The 19,134-nt window shown below is 50.2% G+C and carries 17 protein-coding genes and 1 tRNA gene; 13 read left to right on the top strand and 5 right to left on the bottom strand.

From position 1 onward, the window contains the following. The first annotated feature begins 26 nt into the window (after window positions 1-26). From SU32_RS05750 to SU32_RS05740, 3 genes are read left to right on the top strand one after another with little or no spacing between them, the layout of a single operon-like run. On the top strand, window positions 27-578 hold the full coding sequence (locus SU32_RS05750) for a TRAP transporter small permease subunit (protein ID WP_053998517.1): 552 nt from the start codon (window positions 27-29) through the stop codon (window positions 576-578). Between the two features lie 53 nt (window positions 579-631). Beyond that, window positions 632-1,897, top strand: coding sequence for a TRAP transporter large permease (locus SU32_RS05745; protein ID WP_211097697.1), 1,266 nt, complete (start codon window positions 632-634; stop codon window positions 1,895-1,897). Window positions 1,898-1,900: 3 nt separating this feature from the next. Then, window positions 1,901-3,094, top strand: coding sequence for a mandelate racemase/muconate lactonizing enzyme family protein (locus SU32_RS05740; RefSeq protein ID WP_053998397.1), 1,194 nt, complete (start codon window positions 1,901-1,903; stop codon window positions 3,092-3,094). Window positions 3,095-3,128: 34 nt separating this feature from the next. Here the strand turns inward: SU32_RS05740 and SU32_RS05735 are convergent, their stop codons facing one another. The 3 genes from SU32_RS05735 to SU32_RS05725 form a co-directional block, all read right to left on the bottom strand. Further along, on the bottom strand, window positions 3,129-4,232 hold the full coding sequence (locus SU32_RS05735; RefSeq protein ID WP_053998516.1) for a M24 family metallopeptidase: 1,104 nt from the start codon (window positions 4,230-4,232) through the stop codon (window positions 3,129-3,131). Window positions 4,233-4,306: 74 nt separating this feature from the next. Next, entirely contained in the window at window positions 4,307-5,899 is a 1,593-nt protein-coding gene (locus tag SU32_RS05730) for an ABC transporter substrate-binding protein (RefSeq protein ID WP_053998396.1), read from the bottom strand. Window position 5,900: 1 nt separating this feature from the next. Continuing rightward, entirely contained in the window at window positions 5,901-6,554 is a 654-nt protein-coding gene (locus SU32_RS05725; RefSeq protein ID WP_053998395.1) for a helix-turn-helix domain-containing protein, read from the bottom strand. Between the two features lie 304 nt (window positions 6,555-6,858). On the opposite strand from SU32_RS05725, the gene SU32_RS05720 reads away from it, so the two are divergent. The 8 genes from SU32_RS05720 (at window position 6,859) to zigA (ending at window position 16,006) form a co-directional block, all read left to right on the top strand. Continuing rightward, complete coding sequence (locus tag SU32_RS05720; protein WP_281175872.1) at window positions 6,859-7,872, top strand: ABC transporter permease; 1,014 nt, start codon at window positions 6,859-6,861, stop codon at window positions 7,870-7,872. Window positions 7,873-7,881: 9 nt separating this feature from the next. Then, window positions 7,882-8,784 (top strand): nickel transporter permease, encoded by a 903-nt coding sequence (nikC, locus tag SU32_RS05715; RefSeq protein ID WP_053998393.1) that lies wholly within the window; start codon window positions 7,882-7,884, stop codon window positions 8,782-8,784. Further along, a complete protein-coding gene (locus SU32_RS05710) occupies window positions 8,784-9,620 on the top strand; it encodes an ABC transporter ATP-binding protein (RefSeq protein ID WP_053998515.1) in 837 nt (278 codons plus the stop codon). The genes nikC and SU32_RS05710 overlap by 1 nt, the downstream gene beginning before the upstream one ends. Beyond that, the gene (locus SU32_RS05705; RefSeq protein WP_053998392.1) at window positions 9,617-10,372 is read left to right on the top strand and encodes an ABC transporter ATP-binding protein; all 756 of its coding nucleotides are present in this window, start codon (window positions 9,617-9,619) and stop codon (window positions 10,370-10,372) included. Before SU32_RS05710 ends, SU32_RS05705 begins: the two co-directional genes overlap by 4 nt. After that, entirely contained in the window at window positions 10,369-10,857 is a 489-nt protein-coding gene (locus SU32_RS05700) for a GAF domain-containing protein (RefSeq protein ID WP_053998391.1), read from the top strand. Before SU32_RS05705 ends, SU32_RS05700 begins: the two co-directional genes overlap by 4 nt. 381 nt (window positions 10,858-11,238) lie before the next feature. Next, complete coding sequence (locus SU32_RS05695) at window positions 11,239-13,257, top strand: putative bifunctional diguanylate cyclase/phosphodiesterase (RefSeq protein ID WP_053998390.1); 2,019 nt, start codon at window positions 11,239-11,241, stop codon at window positions 13,255-13,257. Window positions 13,258-13,476: 219 nt separating this feature from the next. Then, the gene (locus SU32_RS05690; RefSeq protein WP_053998389.1) at window positions 13,477-14,715 is read left to right on the top strand and encodes a metallochaperone AztD; all 1,239 of its coding nucleotides are present in this window, start codon (window positions 13,477-13,479) and stop codon (window positions 14,713-14,715) included. A 64-nt stretch (window positions 14,716-14,779) separates the two neighbouring features. Next, window positions 14,780-16,006, top strand: coding sequence for a zinc metallochaperone GTPase ZigA (gene zigA / locus SU32_RS05685; RefSeq protein ID WP_053998388.1), 1,227 nt, complete (start codon window positions 14,780-14,782; stop codon window positions 16,004-16,006). A 130-nt stretch (window positions 16,007-16,136) separates the two neighbouring features. On the opposite strand, the gene SU32_RS05680 is transcribed toward zigA, so the two are convergent. Beyond that, a tRNA-Ala gene (locus SU32_RS05680) sits at window positions 16,137-16,212 on the bottom strand. A 138-nt stretch (window positions 16,213-16,350) separates the two neighbouring features. Then, window positions 16,351-16,800, bottom strand: coding sequence for a TIGR02300 family protein (locus SU32_RS05675; RefSeq protein WP_053998387.1), 450 nt, complete (start codon window positions 16,798-16,800; stop codon window positions 16,351-16,353). Between the two features lie 263 nt (window positions 16,801-17,063). Between SU32_RS05675 and aroA the strand changes: the two genes are divergently transcribed. Together aroA and cmk are read left to right on the top strand one after the other, a co-directional pair. Next, window positions 17,064-18,419: a 3-phosphoshikimate 1-carboxyvinyltransferase gene (gene aroA, locus SU32_RS05670; RefSeq protein ID WP_053998386.1), complete on the top strand. Its 1,356-nt coding sequence runs from the start codon at window positions 17,064-17,066 to the stop codon at window positions 18,417-18,419. Further along, a complete protein-coding gene (cmk, locus tag SU32_RS05665) occupies window positions 18,419-19,054 on the top strand; it encodes a (d)CMP kinase (protein ID WP_053998385.1) in 636 nt (211 codons plus the stop codon). The genes aroA and cmk overlap by 1 nt, the downstream gene beginning before the upstream one ends. The last annotated feature ends 80 nt before the right edge of the window (window positions 19,055-19,134 follow it).

The raw sequence follows: 19,134 nt of genomic DNA, 5'->3' as shown, positions 1-19,134 counted from the left end.
CGATTCTTTTTATGTGGGAGGCTGCTTTGTCAAAACCAGAAGAATCTGTTCATGTGCCCGACGATCCCGGCGCCATTAAGCAAGCTGGATGGCTGGGCCGCTGGATCAACCGCATCGGCATCGTGTTTGCTGTCGGCATCGTTTTATCCATGTTTATTTTGATGAACGAAGTCATTTTGCGTTACATCTTCAACGCGCCAACGATCTGGGCGCATGAGACCACTATTTTCCTGTGCGGCATGGCCTTTATTTACGGCGGTCTCTACTGCACCGCACGCAACAGTCATATCCGTGTTGTTCTCATATACGATGTCATACCACCCCGCATACGGCGGATATTTGATATCGTGATTTCTGTTGTTTGCGCGGCGGCAAGCGCCATGTTTGCATGGGCTGCTTACACAATGGTTTTACGCGCAGCCTTTCGCCCCGACGGCAGTATCAGACTGGAGCGCTCCGGCAGCGCATGGGACCCTGTGTTTCCCGGTGCCATCAAGATTTTCTTACTTATTATTATGACCGTGATGGCCGTTCAATTTATCATTCTTGCCTATAATTATGCACGGGGACGCAGCTAGTGGAATTCTTTGGCTCCTTTCAAGAACTCGGCATAGGCGGCGGCACATTTTTAATGTTCGCCATGCTGCTTGGCCTGCTCGTCACCGGCATTCCGCTGGCTTATGTAACCCTTCTTGTCGCACTCATATTTGCCCTTGGATGGTTTGGGCCAATGGTCGTGCCGCTCATCACAAGCCGGGTTTACTCATTTGTTTCGTCATTCGTCTTTGTCTCAGTGCCGATGTTTGTGCTTATGGCGGCGATACTTGACCGCTCAGGTATTGCACGAGACCTATTCGACGCTATGCGTCTTGTCGGCGGGCGTCTGCGCGGCGGTATCGCGATCCAGACTATTCTGGTTGCGGTCATTCTAGCTGCCATGAGCGGAATTATTGGCGGCGAAGTTGTCTTGCTGGGCCTTGTGGCACTGCCTCAAATGCTTCGCCTCGGTTATGACAAACACCTTGCTATTGGTGTCGTTTGTGCAGGCGGCGCACTCGGCACCATGCTGCCACCTTCTATTGTTCTTATTATTTATGGCCTGACAGCCAACGTTTCTATCGGTGATTTATTCACTGCTTCATTCCTGCCTGCCCTTATGCTTGCAGGTTTCTATGTGATCTACATCCTTGTGCGGGCTTATTTGAACCCGGCAGTCGCGCCTGTTCCTGAACAAGATTATCAGACACCGATGAGCGAAAAAATCCGTTTGCTCAAAGGGCTTATTTTGCCGCTACTTGTTGTGGTGTGTGTGCTTGGCTCCATTTATGGCGGTATTGCCAGTGTTACAGAAGCATCGGCTGTCGGTGTTGCCGGTGTATTGCTTTCAACTATCATCCGCGGTGAATTCACGCTCGATTTGCTGAAAGGCGCAGCACTGCAAACACTGCAAACGGTCGGCATGATCGTCTGGATTGGCATTGGCGCCAGCGCTCTTGTTGGCGTTTTCAACCTGATGGGCGGCATCAATTTCGTATCCGACTTGATAACAGGCATCTCCGAGAACCGTGTTATCATCCTGCTATTCATGATGCTGATTTTGTTCATCTTGGGCATGTTTCTTGATTGGGTCGGCATCGCACTTTTAACGATGCCTATATTTGTGCCGATCATTTCCGAGTTGGGGTATGATCCTGTATGGTTCGGCGTCGTGTTCTGTATGAATATGCAGGTCTCGTTCCTGTCACCGCCATTTGGACCCGCCGCGTTTTATTTGAAGAGTGTCGCGCCACCGGATATTTCTCTGGCGACCATTTTCAAATCGCTCCTGCCATTTATTGCGCTGCAAATTCTGGCACTGGCAATGCTGATTATCTTCCCGGGCATTACAGGACGCTAAGCCATGAAAATCTCTGCGATTAAGACTTTGCGGCTTGCCGAGTTCGCAAACATCATCTGGGTTGTCATTGAGACGGATGAGGGCATCACGGGGTTGGGCGAAACCTTTTTCGGCGCATCGGCAGTTGAAGCCTATATCCACGACTGGTGTGCGCTGCGCCTTATTGGTAAAAATCCATTGCACCTGCAAGACTGCGTGAACCAGTTGAACGACTATATCGGATGGCGCGGGGCCGGTGTTGAAACACGTGCTTATTCTGCCCTTGATATCGCTTTATGGGATTTATTCGCGAAGATACTGCAATTGCCGCTTGCCGATGCGCTTGGCGGCCGCTCGCGCGACAAGATTCGTACCTATAACACTTGTGCGGGTTATAAATATGTACGCGATAAACGCGGCCAATCTGTTGAAAACTGGAACAACGGACAAGCCGAAGGCCCTTATGAGGACTTGGAAGCGTTTTTGACCGATGCGGGCGCACTAGCTCAATCTTTGCTGGATGACGGCATTACGGCGATGAAAATATGGCCGTTTGATATTGCGGCAGAACGATCCGGTGGCTTGGAAATTACACCACAGGAACTTCGCACCGCGCTCAAACCGTTTGAGCAAATTCGCTCGGCTGTGGGTGATGACATAGATATTATGGTTGAGTTTCACTCGCTATGGTCATTGCCAATGGCCAAGCGAATTGCGCGTGAACTGGCGCCTTTCAAGACCTATTGGCACGAAGACCCTTTCCGCATGGACACGCCAAGCGATGTAAAGGATTACGCTCAGAGCTGTGACACATGGGTTTGCGCTTCGGAAACATTCAACGGCACCGCAGCCTTCCGGCAATATCTGGAAACCGGTTGTGCAGGCGTTGTGATGCTTGATCTATCATGGTGTGGCGGCGTGACCGAAGCACGCAAAATTGCAGGCATGGCCGAAGCATGGAAAGTGCCCGTTGCACCGCATGATTGCACAGGGCCAGTGGTCTATGCTGCATCGTGCCATCTCTCCATGCATGCCAAGAATGCGCTTATCCAAGAAAGCGTGCGGGCTTTTTACACCGGATGGTATCCAGAGCTTGCCGAAGGTTTACCGGAAGTCGAACGCGGCATGATCACGCTCAATGAAGCCCATGGCCACGGCATCGCGCTTAAGCAAGAATTGTGGTCACGCGAGGACGCAACTATCCGCCGGACAGCTTAAAGTGGAAACTGCCCGGCGCTGAAACATTGTCTAATCAGCGGAGAACCATATCGCGTGGCATTTCAGAGAAAATCTCGGCACCTGTTTCGCGCAGAATAACGATTTCCTCCAAGCGAATGCCGAATTTACCGCTGAGGTAAATACCCGGCTCGATAGAGAATACATTTCCTTCGACCAAGACACGATCGGAATTCGCCGCAATATAGGGCTCCTCGTGAATATCAATGCCAAGCCCGTGGCCGGTGCGGTGAAGAAACTTATCACCATAGCCAGCGGCGGTGATGACATCGCGGGCAGCCTTGTCGATGTCACTTGCGCGAGCCCCCGGTTTAGAGACTTCCATTGCTGCTTGAACGGCTTGCTCGACAACGTCAAAAACTTTCTTGAAAGTCTCGTCCGGTGTCCCAAAAAATCCGCAACGGGTCATGTCTGACGGGTAACCATTTAGGCGGCAGCCTGAATCAATCAAAACAGCAGTGTTTGTCTTTAATGAATTGGCGCCTGAGTAATGGTGGGGGAAAGCGCCGGATTCACCAAAGCATACAGAACAGAATTCGAGCGCTGCACCATGTGCTTTATAGTAGTCATTGATAACCGCAACAATCTCGCCCTCTGTAATCCCCTCTTTTAGTGCATCAAAGGCGGCTTTTATCGCAGCGTCATTTAACAGATGAGCAGCCTTAATCGCGGCAAACTCATTGTCATCTTTTGATGCGCGAAGCAAACTGACAGTGTCACCTGTAAAGCGGCGCTTAGGTGCGTCCAAGGCATCTAAAAGACGTAAAGCAAAATCAGCGCGCATTGTCTCGTCCAAGACAACCGACAAGCCAGACGTATTTGCGCCGGCGGCTTCAAGTAACTCGGCAAGCGCTTCTTCCGGTCCTTGATCATCACGCCATAAATGGAACGGTAAATCCGTAGACTTGCGCGCCGCATCAGCATTTAGCGCTGGCATTAGAAACCCTGCATAATTTTGGCTGACGACGAGCATTACCGGCCGTTCATCGCCATGTGGATGAACCCCTGACAGCCAAGCCATGTGACTTGATGGTCCGAGCACAACCAGATCCGTTTCTGTCTGCGCCATACGCTCCCTTAAATTTGAAAGTCGAAATTCGGCAGGCGGAAACTTGGTCATTTTTGATCTCTTAATTGTAGGGAATAAAATAATGAACAGGCCGCCGACACAGTGCCGGCGGCCCGAAGTCAATTTTAGTTTTTGTCCACGAGGCGGTAGTACACAAAGTCTGATGTCGCACCGTTTACATAGCCCGAAACGTCATTATCCATCGCAACCTGATAAGCTGCCTGGAACATGATCACGATCGGAGAGCTTTCCTGCACTTTTTTCTGTAGATTGCGATACATATCAAGGCGCACTTCTGCGTCTGATTCTGACAATGCCGCCATTGTCTCTTTATTCATCGCATCCGGAACAGCCCAAGCATTGCGCCATGTTGTTGTTGCCGCATAATTGTCGTCCGAGTTGTCGGAATTATAGGCAAAAGCTTTTGCATTTGAATGCGGGTCCATAAAATCAGGCCCCCAGTAAAGCAACATCGCCTCATGCGTACGCTCACGGTATTTTGTAATAACCTGAGCGCCTGTACCCGGCAGGATTTCCAGATTGATACCGGCATCAGCAAAGCTGGCCTGAAGTGATTGCGCCATATCGGTAAATGGCGGCGCATTGATCACATCGAGAGAAACCGTGATTGGTGTCTCAACACCCGCATCAGCCAGAATTTTTTTGGCTTTCTCAGGATCATAGGTAAATGGTGTTTCGTCATAAGAGCCAGGGAACCCTTTTGGCCAAAACGCCTGATGAATTTCCATCTGACCTTTAATGATCGTGTCCGTCATTCCCTTATAGTTCACAAGATAACGTGCCGCTTCCCATACAGCCGGATCAGTCAGGCTTTCTGTCTTTTGATTAAATGACAAAAAGTGCACCGCAGCTTGCGGGAATGTCTCGACCTTGATCTCTTCATTTTCCAGTCCAGCAATCTGGTCAGGTGTCAGATTACGCGCAAGATCAATGTCGCCTTTTTCAAGAAGCAATTGCTGGGTCGCAGCTTCAGCAACATGGCGGATAATGACGCTGTCAATTTCAGGCGCACCATTAAAGTAAGCTTTATTGGCTTTCATACGCACCATTTGCGCAGGCACATATCGGTCCAATGTGAACGGGCCGGAGCCTGCTGCATTTTCGTTGAGCCAGGCATTGCCCATATCGCCATCGACCGCATTTTCTTTGACAAGAACACTGTCAACAATTGAAGCCGGACGTGAGGCCAGAACGTTCAATACGAAAGCAGGAGAAAAGTCGCCTTCATATTTGACCGTCACTGTATTGCCTTCGCCTGTAACCATCTCGGCAACATTGTCGGCTGTCCAGCCAAGTTGTGCGAGAATGAAAGCCGGCGTCAGGTTAAGCTTGATCACACGAGAGAAAGAGAAGATGACATCTTCAGCGGTGACCGGATTTCCCGATGCGAATGTCGCGCCATCACGCAGTGTAAATGTAATGGTTTTCGCCTCGGCGTCTGCCTCCCACTTTTCTGCCAGACCGGCGGCCAGAACAGTGGTGTCATCAGCGTCATATTGAACCAAACGGTCATACAGGTTTGTTACCAATTCACCTGAAGTGAATTCATAAGCCTGCGCTGGGTCAATCGCGACGATATCATCAATATTTTGCGCGACGACAAGTGCTTCAGCAGGTGTTTCTGCCAACGCGGCAGGCGCAGCCATGAGCGGCAGCATAATAGCGCTGGCTAGAAGTGCGGATTTAAAGTGTTTCACGTTAGTCTCCTTGTTTCATTGTTTGTATGGTCGGGCGTTCATTCACCTCTTGTCGTTGGGATAATTCCGGCAATATGATCGCGCCGTTGCGATTGAGAACGGTCAATGTGCCGGTCCAGAGTATGCGGGCCTTTTTATCAGTGGGGTTGGCCCATGAGTGTTTTATCTGGCCGCTGTAGTTCATGCTGTCGCCTTCACGCATCCGGACCGTTTGACCATCCAGTGTCTGGTCAATCTCACCCTCCAAGACATAGATGATTTCCTCGCCCTCGTGGCTGACAGTCTCAGACACATAACCGGCCGGCACATGTAAAATATAACTTGAAAGCTCCGAGCCGGGGAAACCCGCCGAAAGGTTTTCATAGACAAGTGACGAGCCGGCCAGTGAAAACTGCGGGCGCTCTCCATGACGTGTTAATCCGTCGCTCGGCTTTGATGTCGCAATAAAATATTCCAACCCGACATCGAGTGCATCGGCTATCTGTGCAAGCGATCCCAGCGACGGTGTCGCATTGTCCCGCTCGACTTGGCTGAGGTAACCAACTGAAACACCTGACTGGTCACACAAATCCTGCAACGTCATTTTCATGAGCTTGCGCCGCTTACGGATCGCAGGCCCCAATTGCGGTTCGGTTACCCTTTTTTTCCGGCTCATTCAGACTGCCTCCCAGTCACTATCCATATTGATCACCCCATAGATACATCCGCTGATGCGGCGCTATGGCAACCAAGACGTACAGTATTTTCTGCCGTTTCACATATGACCGACTTTACAAAAAAAATTTTTATATGCAAAATATTTTTTACTTTTAGGAAAAATTGTTTTACTAGCAGCTATGAATGCCCCTCGGTTTGTCATTTCAGACAGCTGGAAATGCGACACCTAGGCTGCCAAAACGGTGAGAGCACTCAGGAAAAGGTCACCGCCCGTGAGCACAGATATATCCAAAAGCCACAGGCTGAAGAGAACAGTCCTATCGTTGGGCGGATTTATTATTGTTACTCTGCTCACCTTTATTGGCCTGATGGCAATCACCTTTTTCATCGGCCGCGTGATCCCGATCGATCCGGTGCTATCCATTGTCGGGGACCGAGCCACACAAGAGCAATATGACACTGTCCGTTTGGCTTTAGGGCTGGACCGTCCTTTGATCATACAATTCATCTCTTATATCGGCGATGTTTTCCAAGGCGAGCTTGGCCACTCGATTTCAACAAACCGGCCGGTTGCGTCTGACCTGCTAAAAGTATTTCCTGCGACTTTAGAGATGGCAACGCTGGGCATAGTTATCGGCGTTGGCGTGGGTGTCCCGCTCGGCGTATGGGCAGCAGCCTACCACGGCACATGGATTGACCAGATAATCCGCGTCTTCGCACTGCTTGGCTATTCAGTTCCCGCATTCTGGCTTGGTCTCGTTGGTCTGGTCGTGTTTTATGCAAATCTTGGATGGGTGTCAGGGCCTGGCCGTGTCGATATTTTTTACGAAGGGCTAGTGGAGCCTCGTACAGGTTTATTGCTGATAGATTCCGCATTGGCCGGTGACTGGGATGTCTTCTGGAACGCGCTGGACCATCTGATACTGCCCGCTTCAATTCTTGCCTTTTTCTCTGTTGCTTACATCGCGCGCATGACACGTAGCTTTATGCTTGATCAGCTCGGGCAGGAATATATTACGACCGCCCGCGCTAAAGGTGTAGCGGAATGGCGGGTTATTTGGACCCACGGTTTCCGCCCGATCCGTGTTCCTCTTATAACAGTTATCGGACTATCTTATGCGGCGCTTCTGGAAGGTTCAGTCATGATTGAAACCGTGTTCAGCTGGCCCGGCATCGGTAATTATCTGACAGTCGCACTGCTCAATGCCGATATGAACGCTGTACTAGGCGCAACGCTTGTTATTGGTGCTGTCTTTATTTTGATCAACAGAATTTCGGACGTATTGTACCGCGTCCTAGACCCGCGCAGTCGATAGGAGGTCATTATGTCCACAGCAAAAGAATGGCTTCTCGACCAGTCACCAAGTTCCAAGCTTCAGGCAAGCATGGGCAGCAGCTACCGCATGATGCGCCAACTTGTGCGAAATCCGTTGGCCGTTATCGGCATATTGATTTTGTTGATATTGGTGCTGGCGGCAATCTTTGCGCCGATCATCGCACCCCACAGCCCGATGGGACAGAACCTCGGCGCCCGGCTTCTACCGCCGTCAACAGAATACTGGATGGGAACAGATGAACTGGGGCGCGACATATTCAGCCGTATTATTTACGGCGCGCGTATTACACTGGTTATCGTTACTTTGGTTGCTGTTATTTCTGCGCCACTCGGTCTGCTGATTGGTGCGATATCAGGCTATTTTGGCGGTTGGACCGATAAGGTTCTTATGGGCATTACCGATGTGTTTCTTTCAATGCCAAAGCTGATTTTGGCGTTGGCGTTTGTCGCGGCGCTCGGGCCCGGCATTGAAAATGCTATTATTGCGATCGCGATTACATCATGGCCTGCCTATGCCCGTATCTCACGCGCTGAAACTTTAACATTCCGTAATTCTGAATTTATATCCGCAATGCGGCTACTAGGGGCATCACACGCCAGAATTATCACCCGACATATTCTTCCGCTCTGCACCTCTTCTGTCATTGTGCGCGTAACTCTGGACATGGCCGGCATCATTTTAACGGCCGCGGGGCTAGGTTTCCTTGGCCTTGGCGCTCAGCCTCCTTTGCCAGAATGGGGCGCCATGATCTCGCGCGGGCGTACCTTTATCCTTGATCAATGGTGGGTCGCTACCATGCCGGGTTTTGCCATCATTCTCGTATCGCTTGGGTTTTGTTTTCTAGGCGACGGTTTGCGTGATGTTCTCGATCCTAAACAGCGAGGCTCATGATGACCTTACCTTTACTGGAAATGGAAAACTTAAGAGTTAGCTTTCCAACGCCGAGTGGGCGCGTAGATGTCGTAAAAGGTCTTTCATTTACTCTAGGCCGTGAGCGTCTTGGAATCGTCGGCGAGAGCGGATCAGGCAAATCAATGACTGGACGCGCGATTATGCGTCTTGTTCGCCGCCCAGGTCAGCAAATCGCCGACAAAATGATCTTTGATGGAATTGATCTTCAGGCACAATCCGAACGTGAAATGCGGCACTTAAGAGGCGCACGTGTTTCTATGGTGATGCAAGATCCGAAGTTTTCGCTTAACCCTGTAATGACAGTGGGCGCGCAGATCATCGAGGCTCTCAAAACCCACGAGCGTCTCGGGCGAAAAGACATGAAGGCGCGCATGATCGAAATGCTTCATTCCGTGCGCATTAACGACCCGGAACGGGTGATCAATCTTTATCCGCATGAAGTATCCGGCGGTATGGGACAAAGGATCATGATTGCAATGATGCTTATTCCAAAGCCCGATTTGTTGATTGCAGATGAGCCCACTTCTGCACTGGATGTGTCTGTTCAGGCACAGGTTCTCGAACTGATTGACGAACTTGTTCGTGATAAGGGCATGTCGCTCATTCTTATCTCTCACGACCTGAACCTTGTCGCACGCTATTGCGACCGCATTCTGGTAATGCATGCCGGTGAAGTGGTCGAATCATGCGCCGCTAAAGATCTACATAAAGCGACCCACCCCTACACACGCGGTTTACTCGCCGCTGTTCCAAAGATGGAAGAGGACCGGGATCAGTTGCCGGTGCTGGACCGTAGCGCGTGGAGCGGAACATGAGTGCAATATCTTTAAAAAACCTCGACGTTTCTTACGGTCACAACAAAGTCGTAACAGGCGTCAATATCGATGTGGCAGAAGGCGAAAGCTTTGCGCTGGTCGGCGAAAGCGGCTCGGGTAAATCCACAGTATTGAAAGCCATTGCGGGTTTAGCGCCGGAATGGACCGGCGAGATATCTCTACTCGGCCAAAGCCGCAGCCATATGGTCGAACGTAGCTCTGCCAAGCAATGCCAGATGGTTTTCCAGGATCCTTATGGCTCGCTTCATCCACGCAAGTCTGTGGATACCGTGCTTATGGAACCGTTGATGGTTCACGGTATTGGCAACCGCAATGCACGCGTCATGGAAATGCTGGCAGCCGTTGGCTTGGATAAACGTTTCCGGTTTCGCTTTCCGCACCAATTATCGGGCGGACAACGCCAACGCGTCGCGATTGCACGGGCCCTGATCCTTGAGCCGAAAGTTATGCTTTTGGACGAGCCGACTTCCGCGTTGGACGTCTCCGTACAAGCCGAAATTTTGAACCTGCTCAAAAAATTACGCCGCGAACAAGACCTGACTTATCTGATGGTCACCCATAATCTTCCAGTCGTGAGCTTTATGTGCGACCGGATGGCCGTAATGAACAAAGGCCGGATTGTAGAAATTGCGTCTGCAAGCGCACTGCATGATGGTGGCTTCATCGATCCATATTCCTTATCCCTTTATGCCGCATCCGGCGGCAACCCAGACAAAAAGGACACTGAATGACCGAGCCGAAACAAGCGCTGAAAACCTTTGAAAACGCACTCGCTGAGGCCAAAACAAGCGATCAAGCCTACGACGCATTATGCGCGCTGACAAAAGCAACTGTCGGCGCAAAGTTGTTCACTGTGATGACAGCGGACATGGATGCAATGCTGGCACGGCGCGTTTATACAGATGATCCTGAAAACTATCCAACATCAGGAACCAAACCGGTTGAGATGAACAGCTGGTTTGAACAGGTGCATGGCCGTCATGAAAGCTTCGTCGCCAACACGCTTGCCGATATAGACACAGTCTTTCCCGATGCGGAATTAATCGGCAAGCTTGGCTGCGGCTCCGTTGTTAACTTGCCCATTATTCTGGGCGGGAAAATGATCGCGACAATGAACATCCTCCATGAAGAAGGCTATTACAACGAAGAGCGCGTTGCCCAGATACACGACCTTCTACGCCTGCCCGCTATGGCGGTTATGGCACTTGCGCGCTAAGCAAAACTCCGGGAACGATGTCTATTTCGTTTTCTGATACTACTTAATGATTATAAATTGCAGTTTAGTTGAATATTTTTGAGGCGCTCACAGCATTGCGCCTCAAGGATTATAAGTACACTGAACACCTATGCATGAAACTGCATGCAAAAAATATATTTTAGCTCAATGGTACAGTTGACCTAATCTTAAGATTTCGATGACAATCCTATCTTCCATCCTGGCGGCTTCATTCCGCTGCGGCAGCGTGTAGCGATCTGGTTAATTACCGGATTACTACGCGTGCGAATCTTCATGTCCCCGGAAGATCGTTAAAAGGCAAAATGTAACTCGGAATTTGCCGTAACTCCCCCGGCACGGCTATATATTTGGTGAAGCGACTTGATCGAAGAATTCACAATCGAACGTATTATGGAAGTGTCTGGCGTTGGCGGCTGGCAGTTGGACCTCAAGGAAAACAAACTTGAATGGTCAAACCAAGTAAAGCGAATATATGGTGTCTCACTCGACTACGAGCCACAGCTTGATAAAGCGATTGAATTCTACCACCCCGATGACCGCGCTATAATCAGCGAAGCGGTCAATACAGCAATTGAACAAATCTCCTCATGGGATTTAAGACTAAGAATCATTCGAGCGGATGGCCAAACAATCCGGGTACGTACCCGCGGCGAGGTCAGTTACGACCCGCAAAACAACCTTCGTATGTTTGGCACAATTCAAAGCATTGAAGAAACTGAAAAAGAGCTGGCCAGACTTCAGTCGATCTTCAACAACGTTGATCATGGTCTCAATGTCTTTGACGCTGAGGGCCGGTTAAAATTCTGGAACCAGCAATATCTAGACCTATTCAACAAGCCTGACGGAGAAATCTATAAGGGCATGACGCTTTTCGAAATTCTCAATTGTGAATTCGAGCGCGGGGACTTTGTCGAAGACCCCAAAATGGTCAGTGAAACGATTATCGCAGACATGGCTGCGAAAAAGCAAACCGAACAGATAGGCACTGTGGGCGGTTTTCGAACAATCCATACAATTAACCGGTCCCTTCCTGAAGGGGGATGGGTATGCACGCACTACGATATTTCAGAAGCAAAGCAGGCCGAAACAAAGCTAGCTTATGCGGCCCATCACGATTCGCTGACATCGCTGCTCAACAGACACGCTTTTGAGAATGAATTTAAAGAGCTTATAGAATCGCACCTCAGCGTTGTCATGGTGATCATTGACCTTGATGATTTCAAGCCGGTGAATGATCAGTACGGCCACGCTTGTGGTGACCAGCTACTCAAACTTTTTGCTCTGAGGTTGAGCGAACACTATGGAGAACTGGCAATTGTCGCGCGGCTCGGCGGCGACGAATTTGCCGTTGCTTACGTCGCAACACGCATAGACGCTAAAAAAATAAAGCATGACCTTGAAACACTGACAGCCAGCCTAACGCGTGAAGCCCTTATCAGAGGCCAGATGATCAAGCCAGGAGCCAGCATAGGTTGCGCATTCGGTCAGGGCGGGAAAGTGACACGCGAAGAGCTCTTCCATCAAGCGGATATGGCCATGTATCGTGCCAAAGCGCGGGGTGGCAGTTCATTTGAAGTGTTTGACGAGCGGATGGCCGCGGAACTCAAACTCAGAGATGAAGAAAACAATGCTATTATCGCAGCATGCCGGAACAACGAGTTAGAGTTTCACTATCAGCCTATTTGTTCCATTCTATCCGGTGAGCGTGTCGGTTTTGAAATGCTGGTGCGATGGCCGGAAAAGAGTGATCTATGGTTCCCAGCGGATCGCATTATTAATGTCGCGGAAGAAAACCGCCTTATCGATCTGGTCGGAAAGTATGCAATTAGCTGCGCGATTACTGACATCAAAAATTATGGATTATCTGAAAAAGTGTCGGTCAATGTATCGCCGCTTCAGTTGGGCAAAAACGAACTTCTCGCTCATGTTCAGGCCGCGCTCAGCCGGACGAATATATCCCCGGCACAATTGGAACTGGAACTTACGGAAAGCTCGGTGCTGCTGGAGGCCAACGGCGCTATTGAAGAGCTCATAGAACTTAAAAAGCTCGGTATCACTATTGCGGTTGATGACTTTGGTACCGGCTTTGCAACCCTAGACTATCTCAATATGTTCCCGTTTGACCGCTTGAAAATTGACCGTTCATTCGTGCTGAAACTGCTTCGAGATGAACAGTCAGGCGCAATTGTAAGCGCTGTGGCAGCACTGGCCCGAAACATCGGGATGGAAACAACAGCCGAAGGCGTTGAGACACAAGAACAGTACGATATCTTGCGGGCCGCAGGCTGCACACACGCGCAAGGCTACCTACTTGGAAAACCTGCTCCGCTGGCAACTTTCTTTAACAGCAAGACAAAACAGTATAATCTGGCAAGCTGACGGAAATTCTGCGAAAGACTTGCAGAATTTCACAGTACCAAGCAGCTTTTTTTCACCAAGTAGGCTGACAGCTGTATCACGCACGCCCATGACGTGCGTTTGAGTTACCCAGACGGGTGCCTTGCAAACGAAATCTCATCGAATTTTCAGGCTGGTGTAGACAAGGGCAGAAAAGATCAATATGGAAATGTAATTGTATTACATAACACTGAGGTTTCCATGTCAAAATATCTCCACCAACTCACGCTTCTTTCCGGAATTGTCACCATGTCACTCGCAGGTGCGACCTCTACAAGTTTGGCTGATGATGAAACAAAAGAAGCCTGGCGCTTGTTCGTATCAGATCAAACCGCATCTAAAGTAACAGTACTTGACCCTGATGCAGGGCAGATTCTCGATCAGTACTCCATGAGCGGCTACGTTACCCATCTCGTGCCGAGCAAAAGCAAGAAAACCATCTTTGCTGTGCAAATGGATCACGATGTCGTTAACGTCATTGCGAGCGGCATTACGATTTCAGGCCATGGCGACCACAGCGACATCGAAGTGGAGAATCCATCGCTACTTCCCGTTAAGCTGGAAGGCGCAAGACCTGTTCATGTGATCGCACATGGCGGTAATATGGTTCAGTTTTTTGACCGTGAAGGCGAAGCCCGTGTTTACAGCGAAGATGTCCTACTAGAGGGAAATTCCGACTATAAAACTGTAAAAACAACAGCGCCACACCACGGTGTAGTTGTTCCTATGGGTGATTACTTTCTCGCTTCGGAACCCAATATGGAGGTTGAAACCAAGGAAGGTGATCTGCCACCGCGTCTTGGCGTGAAGGCGATTAACAAAAACGGTGAAACCGTTGCCGAAATTGCCACTTGCACCGGCCTTCATGGTGAAGCCCACTCTGCCGGGCTTGTGGCATTTGGGTGCGAAGAAGGTGTCATTATTGCCAGCATCAAAGGCAACAATCCACCAGAGTTCAAAATGCTGGAATATTCTGCCGATATGCCTGAAGGAAAGGTCGGAACGCTTGCAGGAGGCAAAGCAATGCAATTCTTTCTTGGCAACTATGGTGCCGACAAGCTCGTCATAATTGATCCATCAAGTGACAATCCCTATCTAGTCGTGAGTTTACCTGTTCGATATGTTCACTTCGTTCTTGATCCTGAAAATGTGAAAACCGCTTATGTCTTTACAGAAGACGGCAAGCTTAATGCGCTTAATGTTTTAAGCGGGGAAATCAGCCATTCCGCTCAAATCACTGAACCTTACAGCAAGGACGGCCACTGGCGCGACCCAAGACCACGCATTGCAGTTATGGGTGATAAAATAGCTGTTACCGACCCGCGTGAAGGAATTGTCCGTCTTCTTGATTCCAAGAGTTTTGAAGAAGAAAAGACAATCAAAGTCGATGGCTTGCCATTCAATGTCGTCGCAATCGGCGGTTCAGGCCTCCAGCACTAATGCTTTAGCGGGGGCAGAAATATCTGCCCTCAACCCCTCACCCTATTTGACCTTGAGGTTCATCATGACTTCTCGACCCAATGACGACCGTTTACCAGTCACCGTGCTTTCCGGCTTTTTAGGCGCTGGCAAAACCACATTGCTCAATCACATCCTCAATAATCGCGAAGGGCGCCGTGTTGCTGTCATCGTAAACGATATGAGCGAGGTGAATATTGATGCGGATTTAATACGTGAAGGCGGTGCTGATCTTTCTCACACAGATGAAAAACTGGTTGAGATGTCCAATGGTTGTATCTGCTGTACCTTGCGCGATGATCTGCTGGCAGAAGTAAGACGGCTGGCCGGCGAAGGCCGGTTTGATTATTTGCTGATCGAATCCACGGGCATATCCGAGCCATTGCCGGTCGCCGCAACATTTGAGTTTCGTGACGAACACGGGGTCAGCCTTTCTGATGTTGCAAGGCTCGATACGATGGTAACTGTTGTTGATACCGTTAATCTGCTCAAAGATTATTCGAGTCACGACTTTATCAGGGAGCGTGGAGAGAGCCTCGGCGAAGAAGACAACCGTACACTCGTTGACCTTCTTGTCGATCAAATTGAATTTGCCGATATTGTAATCCTGAACAAGACTGATGCTGCCGGCCCGCAAAAGATTGATGCTGCCCGAAAAATCGTCACGGCACTGAACCCTGATGCGCGGATCATTGAAACTGATTATGGTGTGGTTCAGCAAAATGACATCTTCAATACCGGATTATTTGACTTTGATACGGCGCATGAACATCCTCTATGGGCAAAAGAACTTTATGGCTTTGCCGATCATATTCCTGAAACAGAAGAATATGGTGTCACCTCTTTCGTTTACCGTGCACGCCGCCCGTTTGATCCTCAAAAAGTACATGATGTTCTTAATAGCCCCTTGCCGGGCGTCATACGTGCCAAAGGACATTTTTGGGTTGCAACACGACCCGATTGGGTTGCAGAATTTTCGCTCGCAGGCGCGTTGAGCAGCATCAAGCCACTCGGTAGATGGTGGGCGAGTGTTTCCAGAGAACGCTGGCCGGATCACGAATCTACCTCAAAATATATAGAGAAATATTGGTGTGAAGCTTTCGGGGACAGACGTCAGGAAATTGTCTTCATCGGTTCTGGCATGTACAAAGACGCTATCACAGCAGCGCTCGACAGTGCCCTGTTAGGCAGCGAAACTAAATTTGAACCGGAACTTTGGACCGGACTTTCTGACCCATTACCAAAATGGCAACCAGCCGTTCAGGCAGCATAAAAGCCAAACACCAACAGACTTAACAAGCCGAAGCTCTGCCGGTCATCAGGTTAGTGCTTGAATGATCGGCAGAGCTTATTTTTTACTCATTATTAAGCTGCGATCAGAAACTAGAATTCAAACGGGAAATTGGTGGAGCCTAGCGGGATCGAACCGCTGACCTCTTGCATGCCATGCAAGCGCTCTCCCAGCTGAGCTAAGGCCCCAAAAGCAATACAGCAAGTATTGCAATTCTGTTCGACTGTCTGTGCTGAAAAGCTTGTCGTTCAGAATTATCGTGGAATGTCCGATACCGCTCAATTCGAGCGATATCAAGTGGTTGTATAAATTATTTTTCCAAGCGCTTAGCTATCGTCGTCGTCATCGCCGGAAACATTCACCATGCCCGAGACATCGTCATCGTCATCGTCGTCATCATCGGCAAGGAATGTGTCATCATCGTCGTCACCGGCAAGATCAACGTCATCGATATCATCATCGGTGTTATCGCCAAGGTCAGGCATGTTCTTTGTATCGTCGGAACCAGTGTCATCATCATCGGCATCCTCCAATGAAACGACATCGGCGCCTTCCAACTCCAAATCATCCTCATCCTCGTCCTCAACGGATTTCGGTTGAACAGCCTGAATTGGCGGCGCAGGTTTCGCGCGGCTCGGACCTGTCGGCAGGTCAAAGAATGATAGCGGGTAGGATTTACCAGTATATGGTGAAACGACCGGATCTTTATTCAGATCGTAAAATTTCTTGTCCGTTTCAGGACAAGTACGTTTTGTTCCAAGTTCAGCTTTAGCCAATGTAAACCTCGGTAATACTTGCTATTATCGCATGTCCCACGGCGAATGCCGGTTCCAGCGTAAATTATTTTCGTGATAATCGGGGGTGCATACCGGCAAAGACGCCTTAAGTCAAAGCCCAAATGCTTCACGATCAGTCATCATTATAGGCACTTTGCAAACTAATTGAAGGTTTAGTCGCATCTGGGCGTGATTTTCACACGGTGCCGTGATAACCGGCTCACAGTCTCAATTAAATCGACCTATTCAGTTCAGAGTCAAAAATGCACAATCACACGCCCAAACCAGCTTCGGCACACAAATCTCCGCCGCTTAAAGGCAATGCACGCGTTCCGGGTGACAAATCAATTTCTCACCGTTCTTTCATGTTTGGCGGACTGGCATCAAGCGAAACCCGCGTTACCGGACTGCTTGAGGGCGAAGACGTATTGGCAACCGGCCGCGCCATGCAGGCGATGGGTGCTCAAATTCGCAAAGAAGGTGATACTTGGATTATCAACGGCACCGGCAATGGCTGCCTGCTTGAGCCGGAAGAACCGTTTGATTTTGGCAACGCTGGAACGGGTGCCCGCCTGACGATGGGGCTTGTCGGTACATACGACATGAAAACAACATTTACCGGCGATGCGTCCTTGACCAAGCGCCCGATGGGCCGAGTTCTTGACCCGCTACGTCAAATGGGTGTTCAGGTTGAAGCAGCTGAAGGCGACCGTTGCCCGATTACACTGCGTGGTCCACGCACGGCCAACCCCATTAGTTACCGCGTCCCCATGGCGTCTGCCCAGGTTAAATCCGCGGTTTTGCTCGCCGGTCTCAACACCCCCGGCATTACGACAGTGATCGAACCAATTATGACGCGCGACCACACAGAAAAAATGCTTTCTGGCTTTGGCGCGAAAATTGAAATTGAAGAGGATGCGGACGGCACACGCCATATCCACATTCATGGACAGGGCGAATTGCGCGGGCGTACAATCGAAGTGCCCGGCGATCCGTCTTCGGCCGGCTTTCCGCTTGTTGCTGCATTGATTGTGCCAGGCTCCGATATCATTATCGAAAATGCGCTTATGAACCCGACCCGCACCGGTCTCATCACAACCTTGCAGGAAATGGGCGGTCAGATTGACATCATCAATATGCGTGACGCGGGCGGTGAAGATGTTGCCGATCTGCATGTTCGTGCATCCGACCTGAAAGGCATTGTTGTGCCGCCGGACCGTGCACCTTCCATGATCGACGAATATCCGGTGCTGGCGGTTGCGGCCGCTTTTGCTGAAGGCGAAACCTATATGGACGGGCTGGACGAATTGCGCGTGAAAGAATCCGACCGCCTTGCCGCCGTTGCACGCGGTCTGAAAGCCAACGGCGTTGAATGCCATGAGGGCGAAATGTCACTCACTGTTAAAGGCGTTCCCGGCGGCAAAGGTCTCGGCGCGGTATCGGCGCAGGCTGTTGTTGAAACCCACCTCGATCACCGGATTGCCATGGCATTTCTCGTCATGGGCATGGCCTCTGAAAAGGCTGTTCATATTGACGATGCCACCATGATTGCGACGAGCTTTCCCGAATTTATGGATTTGATGCGCGGCCTTGGTGCTGATATTCAAGTGAGCGAATAATGGATCTGCTGGTTGCTATAGATGGGCCCGCCGCATCCGGCAAAGGCACTTTGTCGCAAAAGATTGCCGCTCATTATGGTCTCAGGCACTTAGATACAGGGCTTTCCTATCGCGCGGTCGCCAAAGCTCTTTTGGACAGCGGGCAACCACTCGATAATGAGGAAATTGCGGTAAAGGTGGCTAAGGCGCTCGATCTCGGCACGATGAAGCGCGAAGAACTCGCCATCCATGCTGTTGGCGAGGCCGCTTCAAAGATCGCCGTCATGCCGCATGTGCGTCAGGCACTTGTTGAAAAACAACGCGAATTTGCCAGCTTGGCCAAAGGCGCAGTGCTGGACGGCCGTGATATTGGCACGGTTGTGTGCCCTGATGCGCCCGTGAAACTTTATGTCACGGCATCACCGGAAGTTCGGGCAACGCGGCGCTACCATGAAATTCTGGCGCGCGGGAATGACACTGATGAAGCGCAAATACTGGCCGATATCAAACTGCGCGACGAGCGTGACATGGGACGCTCCGACAGCCCTTTGAAACCGGCTGAAGACGCACACTTGCTCGATACGTCAAAAATGACTATAGAGGCGGCGTTCGAAGCTGCCAAAAGCATTATTGATGCTGCCGCTGAAAATAATTGACGACCTTCAAACCGCGATTCTGCGTCGGAAGGCCCCAATATGACGGGCCGGATTGCTGTCTGAAGTTTTTGAAACGCTAA

It is taken from the genome of Ahrensia marina, from assembly GCF_001293565.1.
Classification (GTDB): Bacteria; Pseudomonadota; Alphaproteobacteria; order Rhizobiales; family Rhizobiaceae; genus Ahrensia; species Ahrensia marina.
Note: the sequence above shows the minus strand (reverse complement) of the source record. Positions and strands in the feature narration are given on the sequence as shown.